The sequence below is a fragment of the Nonomuraea soli genome (assembly GCF_013761175.1).
Taxonomy (GTDB): domain Bacteria; phylum Actinomycetota; class Actinomycetes; order Streptosporangiales; family Streptosporangiaceae; genus Nonomuraea; species Nonomuraea soli.
Window position 1 is genome coordinate 708050 of sequence record NZ_JACDUR010000007.1, and the last position, 16534, is coordinate 724583.

Sequence of the window (16534 nt, forward strand, 5' to 3'; positions counted from 1 at the left end):
GCGAACCCAGAAATCGGGGGTTGGCGGGAGAGATTCCCCCGGACTAACACAGTGCGGTCGCACTTTCACACAACAGTGTACTCGATAGCACAACGCTGGCCGAGACTCAGGTTGTTCCCATGACCTACGCTGCGTCCATGACGGAATCCGGTGATGTCGATCTCCTCGGTGCTCTCGCCTATGCCGAACTCACGGCCTTCCTGCGCATGGCCGAGGACGCCTCCCAGCTGGCGCCGAACCTGACCGACCGCGCCGAGCTCGGATCGCTGGCCGTGGCCGAGTACGGACACTTCGTGCTGCTGCGCGACCGGCTGGCCGAGCTGGGCGCCGATCCCGAGTCCGCGATGGCGCCCTTCGCCGAGGCCTTCGACTCCTGGCACGAGCTGACCAAGCCGGGCGACTGGCTGCAGGCGCTCGTCAAGGCGTACGTGGGACTCGGCATCGCGCTCGACTTCTACCGCGAGGCCGCCCGTCATCTGGAGCCCTCGATCGCGCCGCTCGTCGAGGAGGTCCTGGCCGACCAGGAGCGCTCGGAGTTCGTGGTCGACCGGGTGCGCGCGGCGCTGGCCGACGACCCGACGCAGGCGGGACGGCTGGCGTTGTGGGCCAGGCGCCTCGTGGGCGAGGGGCTCAGCCAGGCCCAGCAGGTGGCCGCCTCCCGGCCCCAGCTCGCCCAGCTCCTGGCCGATGCCGACCAGGCGGACATCGCGCGCCTGTTCGCCCAGCTGACGGAGGAGCACGGCAAGCGCATGGCCGCCCTGGGCATCTGAGCGCCGTCCCCAGGGGCCTGTTCGCGGGGCGTACGGCGGGCAAATCTCCGCTTGCGGAGCCGTACGGCGGGCAGATGGATCTTCGTTGGCGGGAGTCTGCGGCGCGTAGGCGGATCTTCATACGCATCTCCGAGGCCGAGGACCGCGCCGACAGCTTCGGCAACGACCTGGTGCGCTTCATCGACCTCGCGATCAAGCGCCCGGTCGTGGTGGCGGGCAACTCGTCGGGCGGGCTCGTCGCCACGTGGCTGGGCGGCCAGTGGCCGGTGGGCGACGGGGAGGGCATGATCGAGGCGCTGCCGCGGGTTGCGACCACCAGGCGATGCCGGCCGGGATCAGGGTGCCGGTGCTGATCACGCACCACATGCGGGTGAACGATCCCGGCAGCGGCCATCTGGTCGGCGCGCTCGGCGACCTGCGGGCGCGGCGGGCGCGCGAGATCGTCGAGGGCGCCGGTCAGCGGGTCGGCTACGTGTCGTTGCCCGACGCGCCCCACGTGATGCACGAGGCCGCCCGGAGCGCTACGCCAAGCTCGTCACCGACGGGGCCGGCGGCCTCGACTGATCGCGAGAGCGACCGCCCCGGCTTGAGGACACGACGGTGCCGGGGGTGGCTCGTGAGTGAGCCGTGCCCCCAGCGTGAGGTCGTGTCAGAGCGTGCCGCCGAAGCCGACCGGCCGGGACTCGTCCTCGCCGATCTCGACGAAGCCGAGCGAGGCGACCGGAACCACGACGCGACGGCCCTTGACGTCGGTGACGGCGAAGACGCCGCGATCGGCCGCCAGCGCCTGCCTGATCTCCTCCTCGACCTGCTCAGCCGTCAGGTCGACTTCCACAATGAGCTCGCGGTGTACGGACCGTACGCCGATCTTGATTTCCATCGTGCTCCCTCATGAGACGGGTTGCCCATCCCATCGTGGCCGCTCGCGGGCCCCGGGAACGCAGGTGATCGCGGCAAGCGAACGGCTTACGCCGTACGCGGAAAACCGCTGATGCCGCGCCAGGCCAGCCGGGCCATCAGCTGCTCGGCGGCCTCCTTCGGGATGGAGCCGTGGGTGGTGACCCAGAATCGGGCGCTGACCTCCGCCATGCCGACGAGTCCGACGGCCAGCAGGTGCGCCTCCTCGCTGGAGCACCCGGTGTCTTCCTGGATGACGACGCTGACCATCTCGGCGCACTCGCGCAGAGAACGCTCCACGCGCTGCCGTACGGGGGCCAGGTTGCGCAGGTCGGACTCGAAGACCAGGCGGAAGGCCTCGCCCTGGGTCGAGACGAAGTCGAAGAAGGCGGCGAAGGTCGCCTGCACCCTGAGCTTGTTCTCGCGGGTGGAGGCCAGGGCCTCGCGCTGCCGGTTGATCATGTCGTCGACATGAAGGTCGAGCAGCGCGAGATAGAGCTCCAGCTTGCCGGGGAAGTGCTGGTACAGCACCGGCTTGCTGACCCCGGCACGGTCGGCGATCTCGTCCATGGCGGCGGCGTGGTAGCCGTTCTCGACGAAGACCTCCTGCGCGGCGCTCAGCAGCTGCCTGCGGCGCGCGAGCCGGGGCAGGCGAGTGCCTCGGGGCTTCGCATCCGGCGTTGCTGTCATGAGCTCTCCTAGAGCGAGGGGACATCCGTCGTTCGTTCGGACATCCTACGTGCGAGTAACGACCTCATCGAGACTCCTCCGATACTCAGCGGTAATCGTCGTCGTCATCGTCGGCGGCCAGCCTGTCCTGCTCGGCGGCGTCCGCGGGATCGACGTCGAGCGGCACCTCGCGCCGCGGCTCCTCGTCGGTCTCGCGTAGTGCGCGGTGCTGCTCGGCGGCGTCGGCCTCCGCGGCCTCCAGCGGCAGTTCGGTGTCGTCGTCAGAGGGGCGTTCATCCCCACGTACGTCCATCTCCGACATCATTCGTCCCCTCTAGTCGTGGACCTCTCCACACTACGCCCGGCTGAACAGGTCGCCATGTTCCTCTACCCGTTCCAGCACGTCAGCAGCTGTGAACACCAGTTCGTCAGGTGTTCGGCAGGATTCCACCTCGGTCCACAACAAAGGGGTGGAGACGGTCGGCTGCTGCCTGGCCCGCAGTGAATAGGGCGCCACGGTGGTCTTGGCGGGGTTGTTCTGGCTCCAGTCGATTAAAACCTTGCCGGTGCGGGCCGAACGGGTCATCGTGCTGATGATCTCTCCCCGGTGTTCGCGCTCCAGCAGCTGCGCCAGCGCCTTGGCGTACACCGACGGCTCCGCGCGCCCGTCCCAGTCGGCGTACAGCTGCATGCCCTTGCTGCCGCTCGTCTTGGGCCGGGCCCTCAGCCCGTCGTGTTCGAGCACCTCGCGCAGCAGCAGCGCCACCTGGCAGCACTCGACGATGGTGGCGGGGGCGCCGGGGTCGAGGTCGAAGACGAGCTGGTCGGGCTCCTGCGCCTCGCCGCCCTTGGAGACCCGCCACTGCGGCACGTGCAGCTCCAGTGCCGCCAGGTTGGCGTAGTAGACCAGCGTCGGCAGGTCGTCGACGACGGCGAAGTCGATGGAGTCGCGGTCCTTGGTGCTGCCGGGCACCGGCAGCCGCGCCCGCCGTACCCAGGACGGGGTGTGCGAGGGGGCGTTCTTCTCGAAGAAGGACTTCCCGTCGACGCCATTGGGGTAGCGCTTGACCGTCAGGGGGCGGCCGTCGAGATGCGGCAGGAGCACCGGGGCGATGCGGCTGTAGTAGTCGATGACTTCGGCCTTGGTGAAGCCGACCTCGGGGTAGAGCACCTTGTCGAGGTTGCTCAGCACCAGCTCGCGGCCGTCGACCTTGACGGGCACCTTCTTCACAGGACCACCTCAGCAGGGATCTTGTCGGGTCGCAGTCCGCGCCACACCGGGTGACGCAATTTGTGATCGTCGGTCCACATCGTGTAACCCACCTCCCCGACGAGATCGGGCCTAACCCACCTGTTGCGCCAGGGCACCGGGTTGTGGAAAGGGCTGCGCGGGATCTCCAGGGGGCTCAGCACGTCGTGCAGCCGTTCAAGCTCCGCGTCGGTGAAGCCGGTGCCGACGTGCCCGACGTAGGTCAGGCCGTGCTCGGTGAACACCCCCATGATCAGCGAGCCGATGCCGCCCGCTCTGCGGCCCTTGCCCGGTTTCCAGCCGCCGATCACGACCTCCCTGGTGTCGAGGTTCTTGACCTTGATCCACCAGTTCGACCTGGTCCCCGGCCGGTACGGCGAGTCGAGGCGCTTGGCGACCACTCCCTCGAGCCCCTGGGCCATGGTGGCCGCGAGCAGGTCGGAGTCGCCGGGGAAGTACGGCGGAGCCCCGATGTCGAGCTGCTCCAGCAGGTCGCGCCTGGTTCTGTACGGCATGTCGAGCAGGGAGGTGCCGTCGATGTAGAGCAGGTCGAAGGGCAGATAGGTGACGGGGTAGAGCCGGAGCATGGCCGGATCGGGATCGGTCAGGTGCATGCGGTGCTGCAGGCGTACGAAGCTGGGCCGCCCGCTGGGGTCGAGGGCGACGATCTCGCCGTCCAGCACCACGTCAGTCACAGGAAACCCCGATATTTCGGGATAGCGGCGGGTGTAGTCCGCCCCATGCCTTCCCGTCATGCGCAACACGCCCGTCAGATCCATCACCGCGCGGATGCCGTCCCACTTGACCTCGAGTCCGTACTGCTCGCGATCGGACGGCAACGCACCTGGTACGGCCAGCATGGGTTCGACGGGAAACGGCATTGGATCGCCCATGTCCGGGTATGTGCCCCGAGATGAGCCCGGATATTGAGTGAGGTGGGCCATGCGCAGCATTTGGAAGGGTGCGATCTCCTTCGGGCTGGTCACGATCCCGGTGAAGCTGTACTCCGCGACGGAACAGAAGGACGTCGCCTTCCACCAGGTGCACCGCGAGGACGGCGGCCGCATCCGCTACAAGCGGGTGTGCACCAAGTGCGGTGAGGAGGTCGCCTACGCCGACATCGCCAAGGGATACGAGCTGGCGACCGGCGAGATCGTGGTGCTGACCGACGAGGACTTCGAGGGCCTTCCGCTGAGCACCTCGCGTCGCATCGACGTCTTGCAGTTCAGCCCGGCCGACCAGATCGACCCGATCTATTTCGCCAAGTCGTACTTCCTGGAACCCGACGCCCAGGGCGCCAAGCCGTACGTGTTGCTGCGCAACGCGCTGGAGAGCTCGGGCCAGGTCGCCGTGGTCAAGGTGGCGCTGCGCCAGCGGGAATCCCTGGCGACGCTCCGCGTGCGTGACGGGGTGTTCGTCCTGGAGACGATGCTCTGGCCCGACGAGATCCGCAAGCCCGAGTTCGACTTCCTCGACGAGGACATCGAGGTGCGGGCCCAGGAGCTGAAGATGGCCGAGTCGCTGATCGCGACCATGGAGTCGGACTTCGATCCGGGTGAGTACCACGACGCGTATCGCGAGGCGCTGCAGCAGGTGATCGAGGCGAAGATCGAGGGCAGGGAGGTCGTCGCCGCGCCCGAGACCGAGGAGGCCGGACCCGCGGTCGACCTCATGGCGGCCCTGCGGGCCTCCGTGGAGGCGGCCAAGAAGGAGCGAGGCACCTCCACCGCCAAGCCGAAGCGGCCGGCCAAGGCCGAGAAGGCCGAGAAGGCCGACAAGGAGGAAAAGGCCGAGCCCAAGCGGAAGACGCGTAAGTCAGCCTGAAGCGCCGGTGGAATTCGCATTCCGCGAATTCCACCGGCGCATATGAATAACAGCGTGGAGGGCGGGACTCCTCAAAGGAGCCCCGCCCTTCGCATTCGGGTCAATATCTGACCCAAATCAGCGAATTACCACGAGTGGCGTGAGACCTTGGCGCAGCCACGCACGCGCTTCCAGTGGTAGGTGTCGGTGTCGAAGTTGTAGCGGACGTTGAGCCTGTTGTACCGCTCGCCCTTGCGGACCTTCAGCTTGCTGCCCTTGTTGATCCAGATGCACGAAGGGCCCATGGTCATAGGCGAGGCGGTGACGCCCTGCGTCGCGGCGCTGGCGGAAGTAGTGGTCAGAGTCAGGGCCCCACCAGCCATGGCGGCGGACAGGGCGGCCGCCGCGACTGCACGCTTGATGTTGAACATGATGTGCTTCCCCTTGACGGTTGGTGCATTTCGGAAAATAGCCGGATTTGCTTGGCTATTGTCCGGGATGACTCTCTCGTCTTGAGTCTTCCTGGTTGGGATGATCTCCGAGCATTCATGATCATAAACGGCGAATAAGAGGCTTTTGCTTATCGCTGGGCACGTTCATTGCAGTGGTTGGTGGCTGATTTAAGCACCTGTCCGCATTTGATATGAAATGTCCAAAATGAGATGCCCGTGGACCCTTAGGATCCACGGGCATCTCCCTGCGAGCGGGCCTCAGCCCTCGACGTCGCGCCACTTGTCGTGCGAGCCCCATCCAGCCGGGATCGAGGTCGCGGCGGGCCTGCGCGGGAGCGTGTTCACCAGCGCCACTTCTTCTTCAGGGAGCAGCCCCAGGTGCGCTTGATGTGCCAGTCCCCGTTCTTCCAGACGATGGTCACCTTCCTGACCTTGTAGCCCTTGTAGACCTTGAGCTTCTTGCCGATCCAGATGCACTTGTGCCCGGAGACCACCGGTGACGCGGTGGTGATCCCTGAGACGGTGCCGGCGCTGGCACTCGTGGCCCCGAAGCCCATCAGGCCTCCCGCGAGTGCGGTGGCCAGGGCTGCGCCGGTGAGCGTCGTTCTGAGCTTGGACATTGCCATCCCCCTGACGGTCGTGCTCATCTCATAAGCACCATAACCGGACAATTCCGGGCATAAGCGTCTATTTATCCTCAATTTATACAAAAAGGACTCGCGGCCGGGCTTGGCCCGGCCGCGAGTCAGGACGACGGAACTACACCGTCGGCTCGGTCACCACCACGAGCGCCATCCGCACTTGCGGTAGCGCTTGATGTGCCAGTTGCCGTTCCTGACCGAGATGACGACCTTCTTGCTGCCGCAGCCGCGGTGCTTCCAGCCCCACCAGCCCCAGCCCCAGCCCCAGCTCGACCGCTTGTTGTAGCAGTGCCGGCGCTTCTTGGCCTTCTTGAACCTCCAGCAGGGCTTGGCGGTCACGGGTGCCATGGAGCTCTGTCCCGTGCTCACCGTGGTCCTTGGCGAAGCGCTGGTCGCGGCGCTGGCGCTGGTGGCTCCCAGTTCGATGAAGCCACCGGTCAGTGCGGCGATCAGCGCCGCGGCAGCGAATCTGGTTCGGAATTTGGACATCGTGCTTCCCCCGAATGGTCGGCTGTCCATCGCCCTAGGACATAACCGGACAATCACCCCCAAAAACCGCGATTTATCACTAATTTATACAAAGGGGATCCAGCTATCGTGGAGTGCGTGGAGCAGCCGATCCCTGTGTGGCCCGGGCGCATGGCCGGGCCGCTGCACGTACGCGAGACCCCGTCAGGACCGCCCGACCAGGCGGTGTTCGTCCATGGCCTGGCGGGCTCCGCCACCAACTGGACCGACCTCATGGGCGAGCTTCGCGACATCGTCACCGGGCACGCGGTCGACCTGCCGGGCAACGGTCACTCGCCCGCGCCGTCCGGTGGCGACTACTCGATCACCGGCCACGCCCGTGCGGTGATCGGCCTGCTGGAGGAGACCGGGCCCGCGCACCTGTTCGGCAACTCGCTGGGCGGCGCGGTCGTGGTCCGGGCCGCGGCCATGCGGCCCGATCTGGTGCGCTCGCTGACGCTCATCAGCCCGGCGCTGCCCGACCTGATGCCCAGGTACGGCCCGGCCAGGGTCTTCCTGGCCACCACGCCACGCCTGGGCGAGCTGGCAGCGACGGTCCTGGGCAGGTTGCCCGCCGAGCAGCGGGTCGCCGCCTCGATGGCGATGATCTACGCCGACCCCGGCCTGCTGCACCCCGAGCGCCTGCGGGAGGCGGTGGCGGAGCTTCGCCGCCGTGACGGCCTGCCGTACTCAGGACAGGCCATGATCGGCTCGGCGCGCGGGATCGTCGCGGAGTACTTCCGCGGTTCCCTCTGGCGCGACGCGGCCACGATCACCGCGCCCACCCTGCTCATCTACGGCAGGCGCGACCGGCTGGTGCGCCCGATCATGGCCAGGAAGGCAGGCCGTACTTTCCGCGACGCCAGGCTGGTGTTGCTCCCCAACTGCGGCCACTGCGCCCAGATGGAGCTTCCGCAGGTCGTGGCGGCGGAGGCGCGCCGTCTGATCCTTGAGACGCGGTTGGGGAATGCCCCACTGGCCAGCTAGGTTTCCTTCAGGAAAGAGCCCCTGAACGGGAGTGTAGAACCGTGTCCTTGCCTCCGTTGGTCGAGCCGGCCGCCGAGCTCACCGTTGACGAAGTGCGCCGCTACTCGCGCCACCTGATCATCCCCGACGTGGGCATGCAGGGCCAGAAGCGGCTCAAGAACGCCAAGGTGCTGTGTGTGGGCGCCGGCGGCCTGGGTTCGCCGGCCCTGATGTACCTCGCCGCGGCGGGTGTCGGCACGCTCGGCATCATCGACTTCGACGTGGTCGACGAGTCGAACCTCCAGCGCCAGATCATCCACGGCCAGTCCGACGTGGGCCGACTGAAGGCCGAGAGCGCCGCCGCGACGGTCCGCGAGATCAACCCGCTGATCGAGGTGATCGTCCACAACACGTCTCTGACCACCGAGAACGTGATGGACATCTTCTCGGGCTACGACCTGATCGTCGACGGCACCGACAACTTCGCCACGCGCTACATGGTCAACGACGCCGCGGTCCTGCTCGGCAAGCCGTACGTCTGGGGTTCGATCTACCGCTTCGACGGCCAGGCCAGCGTGTTCTGGGCCGAGCACGGGCCGTGCTACCGCTGCCTCTACCCGGAGCCCCCGCCTCCCGGCATGGTCCCGAGCTGCGCCGAGGGCGGCGTGCTGGGCGTGCTGTGCGCGAGCATCGGCTCCATCCAGGTCAACGAGGCCATCAAGCTGCTCACGGGCATCGGCGACCCGCTGGTCGGGCGCCTGATGATCTACGACGCCCTGGAGATGAAGTACCGCGACGTCAGGGTCCGCAAGGACCCCGAGTGCGTGCTGTGCGGCAAGAACCCGACCGTCACCCAGCTCCTCGACGACTACGAGGCCTTCTGCGGCACGATCTCCGACGAGGCGGCCCAGGCGGCCAGCGGCTCGACCATCACCGCGGCCGAGCTCAAGGCGATGCAGGACAACGGCGACAACATCTTCCTCATCGACGTCCGCGAGCCCAACGAGTACGAGATCGTCTCGATCCCCGGCGCCACGCTGATCCCCAAGGGTGAGTTCCTCAACGGCTCGGCCCTGGAGAAGCTGCCGCAGGACAAGCGGATCGTGCTCCACTGCAAGTCGGGCGCGCGCTCGGCCGAGGCGCTCGCGATCGTCAAGAACGCCGGCTTCTCCGACGCCGTCCACGTGGGCGGCGGCGTGCTGAGCTGGGTCAAGACGGTCGACCCGAGCCTGCCGAGTTACTAGCCGACCGATAGGGACGAACGGGTGATGGCACTCGTTCGTCCCTATTAGGGTCAGTGGGCGTGAGCTCCACCCGTGCCTGGCCGTCGCTGATCGCCGCATCCGCGCTGGCCGTGATCTGCGCCGTCGCGGCCGTGGTCGCCGCGAACGTCGCCGCGAACGAGCTCACCCGCGGGCCCACCCTGGCGGAGCTGGAGTCCGCCGCCGACACCGAGGTGGCCGAACGCTGGCGCACCTGGCCCTCCGGGCGGATCTTCCCCGGCACCCTCGTCTACACCGCGGAGCAGGGCGGCGAGGAGAAGGCCAAGAGGGTCGGCATCTCGCCGGCCACCGGCTGCACCGCCGCCGTCGACAAGAAGGCGCGCAAGGCGCTCAGCGAGGCCGGCTGCCGTGCCGCGCTCAGGGCCACCTACCTCGACGCCCTCGGCGGCGTCGTCGTCACCGTGGGGGTGCTCGTGCTGCCCGACGAGCTCAGGGCCGAGCGGGCCGTCTCGTTGTTCTCCCAGGGTGGCGACCCGGTGCCCGGGCTGCGGGCGCTGGCCTTCAAGAGCACCGTCGCCGACCGTTTCACCGACGCCGGCCGGCAGGCGGGCTCGGTACGGCAGGCCGGGCCGTACGTGGTGATGACCACGGCGGGGCAGGTCGACGGCAGGACGGCCAAGTCGATCGGCGGAAGCCGCCCCTCGATCTTCGCCTTCGCCTCCGAACTGGGCGAGCGGGTGCTGTCGGCGCTGTCCAGGCCGGGCGTGCCCTCCTGCGGAGAACAGGAGTGGCAGTGCTGATCCGCTGGCGCAGGGCGGTGCCCGTGGCCCTGGCGCTGGTCCTGGTGCCCGCGCTGCCGGTGCAGGCCGATGAGGTGCGCGGCAGCCAGCAGAAGGTGATCGACACCCTCGCGCTGCCGCAGGCCTGGCGGGTCACCAAGGGCAAGGGCGTGACGGTCGCCGTGCTCGACTCCGGCGTCGACCCCGAGCACCGCGACCTGGCCGGATCCGTCATCGTGGGCAAGGACTTCACCGAGGGGGCCAACCCGCCGGGCGTGGCGCCCAGGCAGCTCCACGGCACCTACATGGCCTCGCTGATCGCCGGCCACGGTCACGGCCCCGGGGGAGGCGAGGGCGTCATCGGTGTGGCGCCCGAGGCCAGGCTGCTGTCGGTGCGGGTGATCCTGGAGGACGAGGAGGAGGGCTTCGACGCCTTCAACTCCGACGGACGCTTCGAGAACGTGGTGGCCAACGGCATCCGCTACGCGGTCGACCGTGGCGCCGACGTCATCAACATGTCGATCTCGAAGGAACTGGCGACCAAGGAGGAGCGGGCGGCGGTGCGCTACGCCATCTCCAAGGGCGTCGTGCTGGTCGCAGCCGCGGGCAACGACGGCGCGGGCAAGAAGGGCGCCAACGGTTTCGCGCCCTACTCCTACCCCGCGGCCTTCCCCGGGGTGGTCTCCGTGGCCGCGACCGACCAGGGGGCCAGGCGCGCGTCGTTCTCCAACGACAACCCGTCGGTGACGGTCGCCGCCCCCGGCGTCGACATCCTCGGCGCCGGCCCCGGCGACGAGTACTGGGTGGGCCGCGGCACCTCGCAGGCCTCCGCGCTCGTCTCCGGCGTGGCGGCACTGGTCAAGTCCAAGTACCCGAAGTTGTCGCCCGCCCTGGTGGCCCAGGCGCTGACCGCCGGAGCCGTACGCGGAACCAAGGGCGGATACGACACCGGCACCGGTTTCGGCGTCGTCAACGCCTCCCGTTCGCTGGCAGCCGCGCAGCGCCTGGCGAAGCACACGCACGTCGCCAGAACCGCCCAGAATCCGGACCAGGCGCTCGGACCCGGCCCGGCCGACCCGATCCAGATCGTGCGGCGCGACCGGCGGCACATCGCCCTCTACGGGGCGATTGCCCTGGCAGGAGCACTCGGGGCGGTGCTGTCGGTAGGTGCGATCGTGTTCGTTGTCAAAAGGGCACGCCGCACTTACTCGTATCACGACGCATGATCCGCCTGCTTGAGGGGACGAAATAGGCAGAACATCCGCGGAGTGTGCGAGTGAGTGATCAGCCGAGCAGGGCCCCCAGGAGGCCGATGACCCCGTTGCCCCGCAGCCGACGAAGCGGTGAGTCACCGTTCGGCGCGGCGGCCGCGCGGCGTTCCCGCGTGCGCTCCTGGCCCGCCGCCACCCGGGCGGGCTCCCTGGCGGCGCAGCGCCGGGCCGAGATGGCCGACCTCCAGCAGGGCGTGCGCTACCACCGCCTCTTCCGCGGCATGGTCGGCTTCATCGTCGCCCTGTCGGCGATCGTGGTGCTGCTCGGCTCCGCCGGAATGATCGTCGAGACCCGCTCACGCCCGCTGACCCCCGCCGAGCAGTACCGCTACCAGCAGGAGGAGATCGCCCAGCGCTGGCAGGCCTGGCCGGCCGCGGGAGTCTTTCCCGAAGAGGTCAAGTACATGGGCCTGGAGCGGGCCCCGCAGTACGCGCGCCGCATCGGCATCGCCCCGCAGTCGACCTGCGCCCAGGGCCTCGACGTGACCGTCGCCGACGTGCTCGGGCGCCACGGCTGCGTCGCCCTGCTGCGGGCCACCTACATGGACGAGAGCGCCACCTTCGTCTTCACCGTCGGCGTCGCGGTCCTGCAGAGCGAGGAGTCGCGCGTCTCGGCCAACGAGGAGCTCTCGGCCGACGACCGGGTGGGCGTGCTGCCGGTGCCGTTCCCCGGCACCGTCGCCGAGCGTTTCGGCGTCGAGCAGCGCCAGCGCAACGGCTGGGTGGGGGCCGGGCCGTACATCGTCTTCTCCACCGGCGGCTACGCCGACGGCCGCACCCGCGAGTCGATTCCTCCCGAGGAGATCCTGCACAGCGAGCTGTGGCCGGCCGCGAAGTCGATCGGCAACCAGATCGCCTACTTCCTGGCCGACCCGCCGAGTGTCCCGCCGTGCACCCAGGGGAACGTGTGCTGACCCTCGCCAAGGCGCTGACCGCCGCAGCCGTCCTGCTGTACGGCACCGCGAGCGCGCCCCCGGTGCGGGAGCAGCAGGAATGGGTGATCAACGCGCTCAACCTGGAGCAGGCCTGGGCGACCACGAAGGGCGCGGGCGTCACCGTGGGCGTCATCGACAGCGGCGTCGACCCCGACGTGAAAGAGCTCAAAGGGCGCGTCACGCTCGCCGGTGACATGACGACGGCGGAGAACCGGCCGGGCACCATCGGCGAGCACGGCACCGCGATGGCCTCCCTGATCGCAGCCTCGGGAGCCGGCCAGGGCATGATCGGCGCGGCGCCCGAGGCCAAGGTCCTCTCGCTCCCGATCGAGCTGGAGGAGGAGGCGGGACCCAACATGATCCCGCCGGCCGAGGAGGTGGCGCCCTCGCGCGTCAGCCCCCTGGCCAGGGCGATCCGCTACGCCGCCGACCACGGCGCCCAGGTGATCAACATGTCGATCGGCTCCTACGGCGCCAACCGCTCGGAGCGCGAGGCCGTCTCCTACGCCCTGCGGCGCGGCGTGGTCCTGGTGGCCGCGGTCGGCAACGACGGCCTGACGGAGTACGCCAAGCAGAACCAGACCTCCTACTGGACCTTCCCCGCCGGCTATCCCGGGGTGATCGGCGTCTCGGCCGTCGACAAGACGGGCAAGGGCGCCACCTTCAGCAGCGACAACCTCTCGGTGCTGGTCGCCGCGCCGGGGGTGGGGCTGCCGATCGCCGAGAGGTCGGGAGGATACTCCGTCGCCGACGGGACCAGCGGGGCCTCGGCCCTCGTCGCGGGGGTGGCTGCACTGATCAAGTCCGAGTACCCGAGCCTGCGGCCCGAGCAGGTCGCCCAGGCCCTGTCGGCCAGCACCCATGCCCGCCCGCTGCCGGGGTACGACGACAAGATCGGTTTCGGGGTCGTCGACGCGGCCGCCGCCCTGGCCGCGGCCGAGAAGCTGCAGCCGCAACAGCGTGGCAAGGCCGTACCCGACAACGCGCACTTCGGGGCCGGTCCGAACGCGCCCCAGCCGTCGCGGCCCGGACCCGACCCGTGGCACATGTGGATCTTCGGCGGGGGCGCGCTGCTCGCGCTCGTGGCCTTCGGGTGGTCGGTGGCGGTGCTCAACCAACGTCGCTAGCTTGGTCCGCGTGGACGAGTATGCCGAACTGGTGCTCGAAGTGGTCGAGCGCATCCCTCCTGGCATGGTGATGGCCTACGGCGACATCGCCGAATACCTGGGTCAGGGCGGGCCCCGCCAGGTGGGCCGGGTGATGTCCCACTGGGGCGGCGGAGTGCCGTGGTGGCGGGTGGTGCGTGCCGACGGCCGCCCGGTCCAGGGGCACGAGCAGGAGTGCCTCAAGCACTGGCGTTCGGAAGGTACTCCTGTGCGTCATGAGAAAGCGGATATGCGACGCGCCAGATGGGACGGTTCAGCGGATTCTCAGGAAAAGTCATGAGCTGCGTAGACGGTCCGATGTAGGTAATCCGGTGGACGGCGACCACTAAGCTAGCCAGCACTGGAGAACAGGTTGCGAAAGGCGGTTTCGCCGATGGCCACCGGCGTCACACCCCCAAGCCTGGGCGGCGAGCGCCTGAGGGCTGTTCAAGACCTTTGCGATCGGGGCGAATCGCTCCAGGCGGTCATGACGGCCGTCGGGAGCGGCGGGCAGGATTCCTTCGACGCGGATGTGCTGAGCGGACCGCTCGGCGCCCGCATGGACCTGGCGATCAAGCGGGGAGGAGTCCGCAGACGCGAGCTCGTCGAGCTCCTGCGCCCCTACCTCGCGCAGGTCTCGCCCTCAGTCAAGCGCGACCTCCCGGTCGCGCGCCGCCTGCTGGTCCACCTCATCGAGACGCGTGACGTCGAGGAGCTCGTCGAGGGCGACACGCTGGTGAAGGTCGTCAACGCGGCCGCGGAGCCGTCCAGGCGCATCAGGCGCGGCCTGCGCTGGTACGCCGACCTGCCCTTCGCAGGCGAGCTGCCCGCGGAGCTGTTCCGGCTGCGCAAGTCCGACCTGGTGCCGGTCACGCAGATCGACGACATCCACTGGAAGGACGGCAGGCTCCACGTCCACGGCCACGCCTACCTGGCGGGCCTGTCGGTGCGCAGCCGCCGCTTCAACCGCGCCACCGTCGTGCTGCGCGGGCCGCGCTGGCTGCCGCCCGTGCGCCTGCGCACCCGCCGCGCCCACGCGCCCCACGCCACCCACACCGCCCGCGAGGTCGGCTGCAACTACGACTGGTCGGGCTTCACCGCGACCGTCTCGCCCGCCGCCCTGCGCTGGCGCGCCTCCCTGCGCGCCCTGGTGAGCGGCATGCGCCGCCTGGTCCGCCGCCGCCTGGCGATCCCCGAGACCACCACCTGGCGTGCCGAGATCGTCTTCTGGAGCCGCGGCGCCCGCGCCACCGGCCTGCTGCGCGGCGCCGCCATCGGCCGCACCGAGCGCCCCACCGGGCTGCGCGTGCGCGAGGGCTGGTGGGTGCGTCCCGTGTGGACCTCCGACCGGGCGCTCCAGGTCGTGCTCCAGCCCAACCGGGCCGAGCTCGCCGGGGTCACGCTCGACGACGACCGGCTGGACCTGCGGGTCCTGCTGCCCGGGCGCAACGTCACCAAGGGACACGCCCGGCTGGGCGGCCACCGCATCGCCGCCGACTTCACGCCCGTCGCCGGCGGCACCCAGGTCCACATCGGCCTGGCCGTACAGTCGCTGGTCAACGAGAAGGACGGGCGCCGGCTCTGGGTCGAGCCCAAGGGCGACCCGGCGGCCTCGGTCATGCTGTCCGACGCGGGAGAGACGCGGGCCGTCGTCGGCGACCGCGAGATCACCGTGCTGGGCGACCGCCGCGACCGCGTGGTCGTCTCGGCCCACCGCGTGCGCCCGGTGATCCGCTCGGTCTCGTGGAGCGCCTCCACGCTGGAGCTGCGCGGCCATTACCCCGACGTGTCCGGCGCGACATCGCTGACCCTGCGCCACCGCTCCGGGCTGATGTACCACCTGCCCCTGGTCCGCGACGGCGACGACTTCTCCGTACGGCTGGAGCCCGGCTCGATGCCGCGCTTCGGCGAGACCGTCCCGCTGTCGTCGGGCACCTGGAACCTGTCGGTCAAGCACCCGTCGGGCGAGATCGTCCCCGTCCGCATGGACCACGCCGCCCTGCGCGACCTCGACGAGGAGCAGCGTACGGTCGGCGGCCACTCCTTCCGCCTGGTCTCCACCCGCTTCGACGTACCTGTGATCATGTCGGAGGAGGTGCGGCCCGCCGACGAGAAGGGCCTGGCGGGCACCCACCAGCTGCGCAGGGTCTTCTACCCCGCCCAGCGCAAGGAGCCGCTGAACGACGCGACCGTCTACGTCGTCAACGACGGCAGGCTCTACGCCGACAGCGTCCGCGCGATCTTCGAGGAGCGCGTCAGGCGCGGTCACGCCGGCGAGCACATCTGGATCGTCAAGGACGGCGCGTTCACCGTCGACGGCGCGACCCTCGTGCGGGCGGGCAGCCGCGAGCACCACGCCGCCCTGGCGCGCTCCCGCCACATCATCACCAACTCCTTCCTGCCCACCTGGTTCCGCGCCCGCGAAGACCAGGTGGTCGTGCAGACCTGGCACGGCACCCCGGCCAAGCACATCGGCAACGACCAGTCCCACATGCAGCGCGACCCGCGGCCGCCGGTATGGCACCGCCAGGCCGCCGAGGTGCGCGGCTGGGACCTGCTGATCTCCCAGTCGCCGTGGGCCACGCCGGTCCTGCGCCGGGCCTTCGGCTACCAGGGCGAGATCATCGAGGCCGGGCTGCCGCGCAACGACATGCTCTCCTCGTCGTCGGCCCAGGGCCGCGCCGCCGAGCTCCGCGAGATCCGTGCCCGTCTGGGGCTCGACCCCGATCGGCCCGTGGTCCTCTACGCGCCCACGTGGCGCGACTACGACCGCAAGAACGCCTCGGTGCGCCTGCCCGCCTCCGACGACTACCAGCTGCTGGTCAGGGCCCACCCGATGCAGGCCATGCCCCATGTGCCCGCGGGCGCGGTCGATGTGACGACCTACCCCGACACCGCCGACCTGCTGCTGGTGGCCGACGCGCTGGTGACCGACTACTCCTCGAGCGTGTTCGACTTCGCGGCCACCGGGAAGCCGATCATCCTGTTCGCCTACGACCTCGACAAGTACGCCTCCAAGCGCGGGCTCTACCTCGACCTGCGCGAGCAGGCACCGGGCCCGGTGCTGTCGACGGCCGCCGAGGTGGTGGAGGCGCTGCACGACCTGCCCGCGATCACCTCGGCCTACGCCGACAGGTACGAGAGCTTCCGCGCGACCTTCGCCCCCAAGGACGACGGCAAGGCCACGGCCCGCGTCGTCGACCACCTCTTCGGCTGATTCATCCGCC

The 16534-nt window shown here is 69.3% G+C and carries 19 protein-coding genes; 11 read left to right on the plus strand and 8 right to left on the minus strand.

All coding sequences use genetic code 11. The features are described 5' to 3' along the window. Positions 1 to 119 precede the first annotated feature (119 nt). Positions 120 to 770 (plus strand): ferritin-like fold-containing protein, encoded by a 651-nt coding sequence (locus HNR30_RS35915; RefSeq protein WP_181614535.1) that lies wholly within the window; start codon positions 120 to 122, stop codon positions 768 to 770. A 74-nt stretch (positions 771 to 844) separates the two neighbouring features. Beyond that, complete coding sequence (locus HNR30_RS35920) at positions 845 to 1123, plus strand: alpha/beta fold hydrolase (protein ID WP_181614536.1); 279 nt, start codon at positions 845 to 847, stop codon at positions 1121 to 1123. A 296-nt stretch (positions 1124 to 1419) separates the two neighbouring features. Here HNR30_RS35920 and HNR30_RS35925 read toward each other — a convergent pair whose 3' ends face one another. The 5 genes from HNR30_RS35925 to ligD (HNR30_RS35945) all read right to left on the minus strand — a co-directional run bounded on the left by HNR30_RS35925 (position 1420) and on the right by ligD (HNR30_RS35945) (position 4466). Continuing rightward, positions 1420 to 1650, minus strand: a complete 231-nt coding sequence (locus HNR30_RS35925; RefSeq protein ID WP_181614537.1) for a DUF3107 domain-containing protein — start codon at positions 1648 to 1650, stop codon at positions 1420 to 1422. A gap of 86 nt (positions 1651 to 1736) precedes the next feature. Further along, the gene (locus HNR30_RS35930) at positions 1737 to 2357 is read right to left on the minus strand and encodes a TetR/AcrR family transcriptional regulator (protein WP_181614538.1); all 621 of its coding nucleotides are present in this window, start codon (positions 2355 to 2357) and stop codon (positions 1737 to 1739) included. 85 nt (positions 2358 to 2442) lie between these two features. Next, a complete protein-coding gene (locus HNR30_RS35935) occupies positions 2443 to 2649 on the minus strand; it encodes a hypothetical protein (protein ID WP_181614539.1) in 207 nt (68 codons plus the stop codon). 42 nt (positions 2650 to 2691) lie between these two features. After that, positions 2692 to 3567 (minus strand): non-homologous end-joining DNA ligase, encoded by an 876-nt coding sequence (gene ligD / locus HNR30_RS35940; RefSeq protein WP_181614540.1) that lies wholly within the window; start codon positions 3565 to 3567, stop codon positions 2692 to 2694. After that, complete coding sequence (ligD, locus tag HNR30_RS35945) at positions 3564 to 4466, minus strand: non-homologous end-joining DNA ligase (RefSeq protein WP_246379911.1); 903 nt, start codon at positions 4464 to 4466, stop codon at positions 3564 to 3566. Before ligD (HNR30_RS35945) ends, ligD (HNR30_RS35940) begins: the two co-directional genes overlap by 4 nt. Positions 4467 to 4527: 61 nt before the next feature. Between ligD (HNR30_RS35945) and ku the strand changes: the two genes are divergently transcribed. Next, on the plus strand, positions 4528 to 5409 hold the full coding sequence (ku, locus tag HNR30_RS35950; RefSeq protein WP_181614542.1) for a non-homologous end joining protein Ku: 882 nt from the start codon (positions 4528 to 4530) through the stop codon (positions 5407 to 5409). A 125-nt stretch (positions 5410 to 5534) separates the two neighbouring features. Here the strand turns inward: ku and HNR30_RS35955 are convergent, their stop codons facing one another. From HNR30_RS35955 to HNR30_RS35965, 3 genes are all read right to left on the minus strand, one after another. Beyond that, complete coding sequence (locus tag HNR30_RS35955) at positions 5535 to 5819, minus strand: hypothetical protein (protein ID WP_181614543.1); 285 nt, start codon at positions 5817 to 5819, stop codon at positions 5535 to 5537. Positions 5820 to 6181: 362 nt separating this feature from the next. After that, positions 6182 to 6460 carry a hypothetical protein gene (locus tag HNR30_RS35960; protein ID WP_181614544.1) on the minus strand — a complete coding sequence of 93 codons (279 nt, stop codon included), beginning with the start codon at positions 6458 to 6460 and terminating at the stop codon, positions 6182 to 6184. Between the two features lie 156 nt (positions 6461 to 6616). Then, positions 6617 to 6970, minus strand: a complete 354-nt coding sequence (locus HNR30_RS35965; RefSeq protein WP_181614545.1) for a hypothetical protein — start codon at positions 6968 to 6970, stop codon at positions 6617 to 6619. A gap of 117 nt (positions 6971 to 7087) precedes the next feature. On the opposite strand from HNR30_RS35965, the gene HNR30_RS35970 reads away from it, so the two are divergent. The 8 genes from HNR30_RS35970 to HNR30_RS36005 all read left to right on the plus strand — a co-directional run bounded on the left by HNR30_RS35970 (position 7088) and on the right by HNR30_RS36005 (position 16524). Then, complete coding sequence (locus tag HNR30_RS35970) at positions 7088 to 7975, plus strand: alpha/beta fold hydrolase (RefSeq protein WP_312894875.1); 888 nt, start codon at positions 7088 to 7090, stop codon at positions 7973 to 7975. A gap of 41 nt (positions 7976 to 8016) precedes the next feature. Continuing rightward, the gene (gene moeZ / locus HNR30_RS35975) at positions 8017 to 9198 is read left to right on the plus strand and encodes an adenylyltransferase/sulfurtransferase MoeZ (RefSeq protein ID WP_181614546.1); all 1182 of its coding nucleotides are present in this window, start codon (positions 8017 to 8019) and stop codon (positions 9196 to 9198) included. A 59-nt stretch (positions 9199 to 9257) separates the two neighbouring features. Further along, entirely contained in the window at positions 9258 to 9977 is a 720-nt protein-coding gene (locus tag HNR30_RS35980) for a hypothetical protein (protein ID WP_312894876.1), read from the plus strand. Beyond that, a complete protein-coding gene (locus HNR30_RS35985) occupies positions 9965 to 11182 on the plus strand; it encodes a S8 family serine peptidase (RefSeq protein ID WP_312894877.1) in 1218 nt (405 codons plus the stop codon). The genes HNR30_RS35980 and HNR30_RS35985 overlap by 13 nt, the downstream gene beginning before the upstream one ends. Positions 11183 to 11268: 86 nt before the next feature. Then, positions 11269 to 12141, plus strand: coding sequence for a hypothetical protein (locus HNR30_RS35990; protein ID WP_181614547.1), 873 nt, complete (start codon positions 11269 to 11271; stop codon positions 12139 to 12141). After that, positions 12135 to 13289, plus strand: a complete 1155-nt coding sequence (locus HNR30_RS35995) for a S8 family serine peptidase (RefSeq protein ID WP_181614548.1) — start codon at positions 12135 to 12137, stop codon at positions 13287 to 13289. The genes HNR30_RS35990 and HNR30_RS35995 overlap by 7 nt, the downstream gene beginning before the upstream one ends. A 10-nt stretch (positions 13290 to 13299) precedes the next feature. Next, positions 13300 to 13608: an MGMT family protein gene (locus HNR30_RS36000; RefSeq protein WP_376771775.1), complete on the plus strand. Its 309-nt coding sequence runs from the start codon at positions 13300 to 13302 to the stop codon at positions 13606 to 13608. A 186-nt stretch (positions 13609 to 13794) separates the two neighbouring features. Then, a complete protein-coding gene (locus tag HNR30_RS36005; RefSeq protein WP_181614550.1) occupies positions 13795 to 16524 on the plus strand; it encodes a CDP-glycerol glycerophosphotransferase family protein in 2730 nt (909 codons plus the stop codon). Positions 16525 to 16534: the final 10 nt, after the last annotated feature.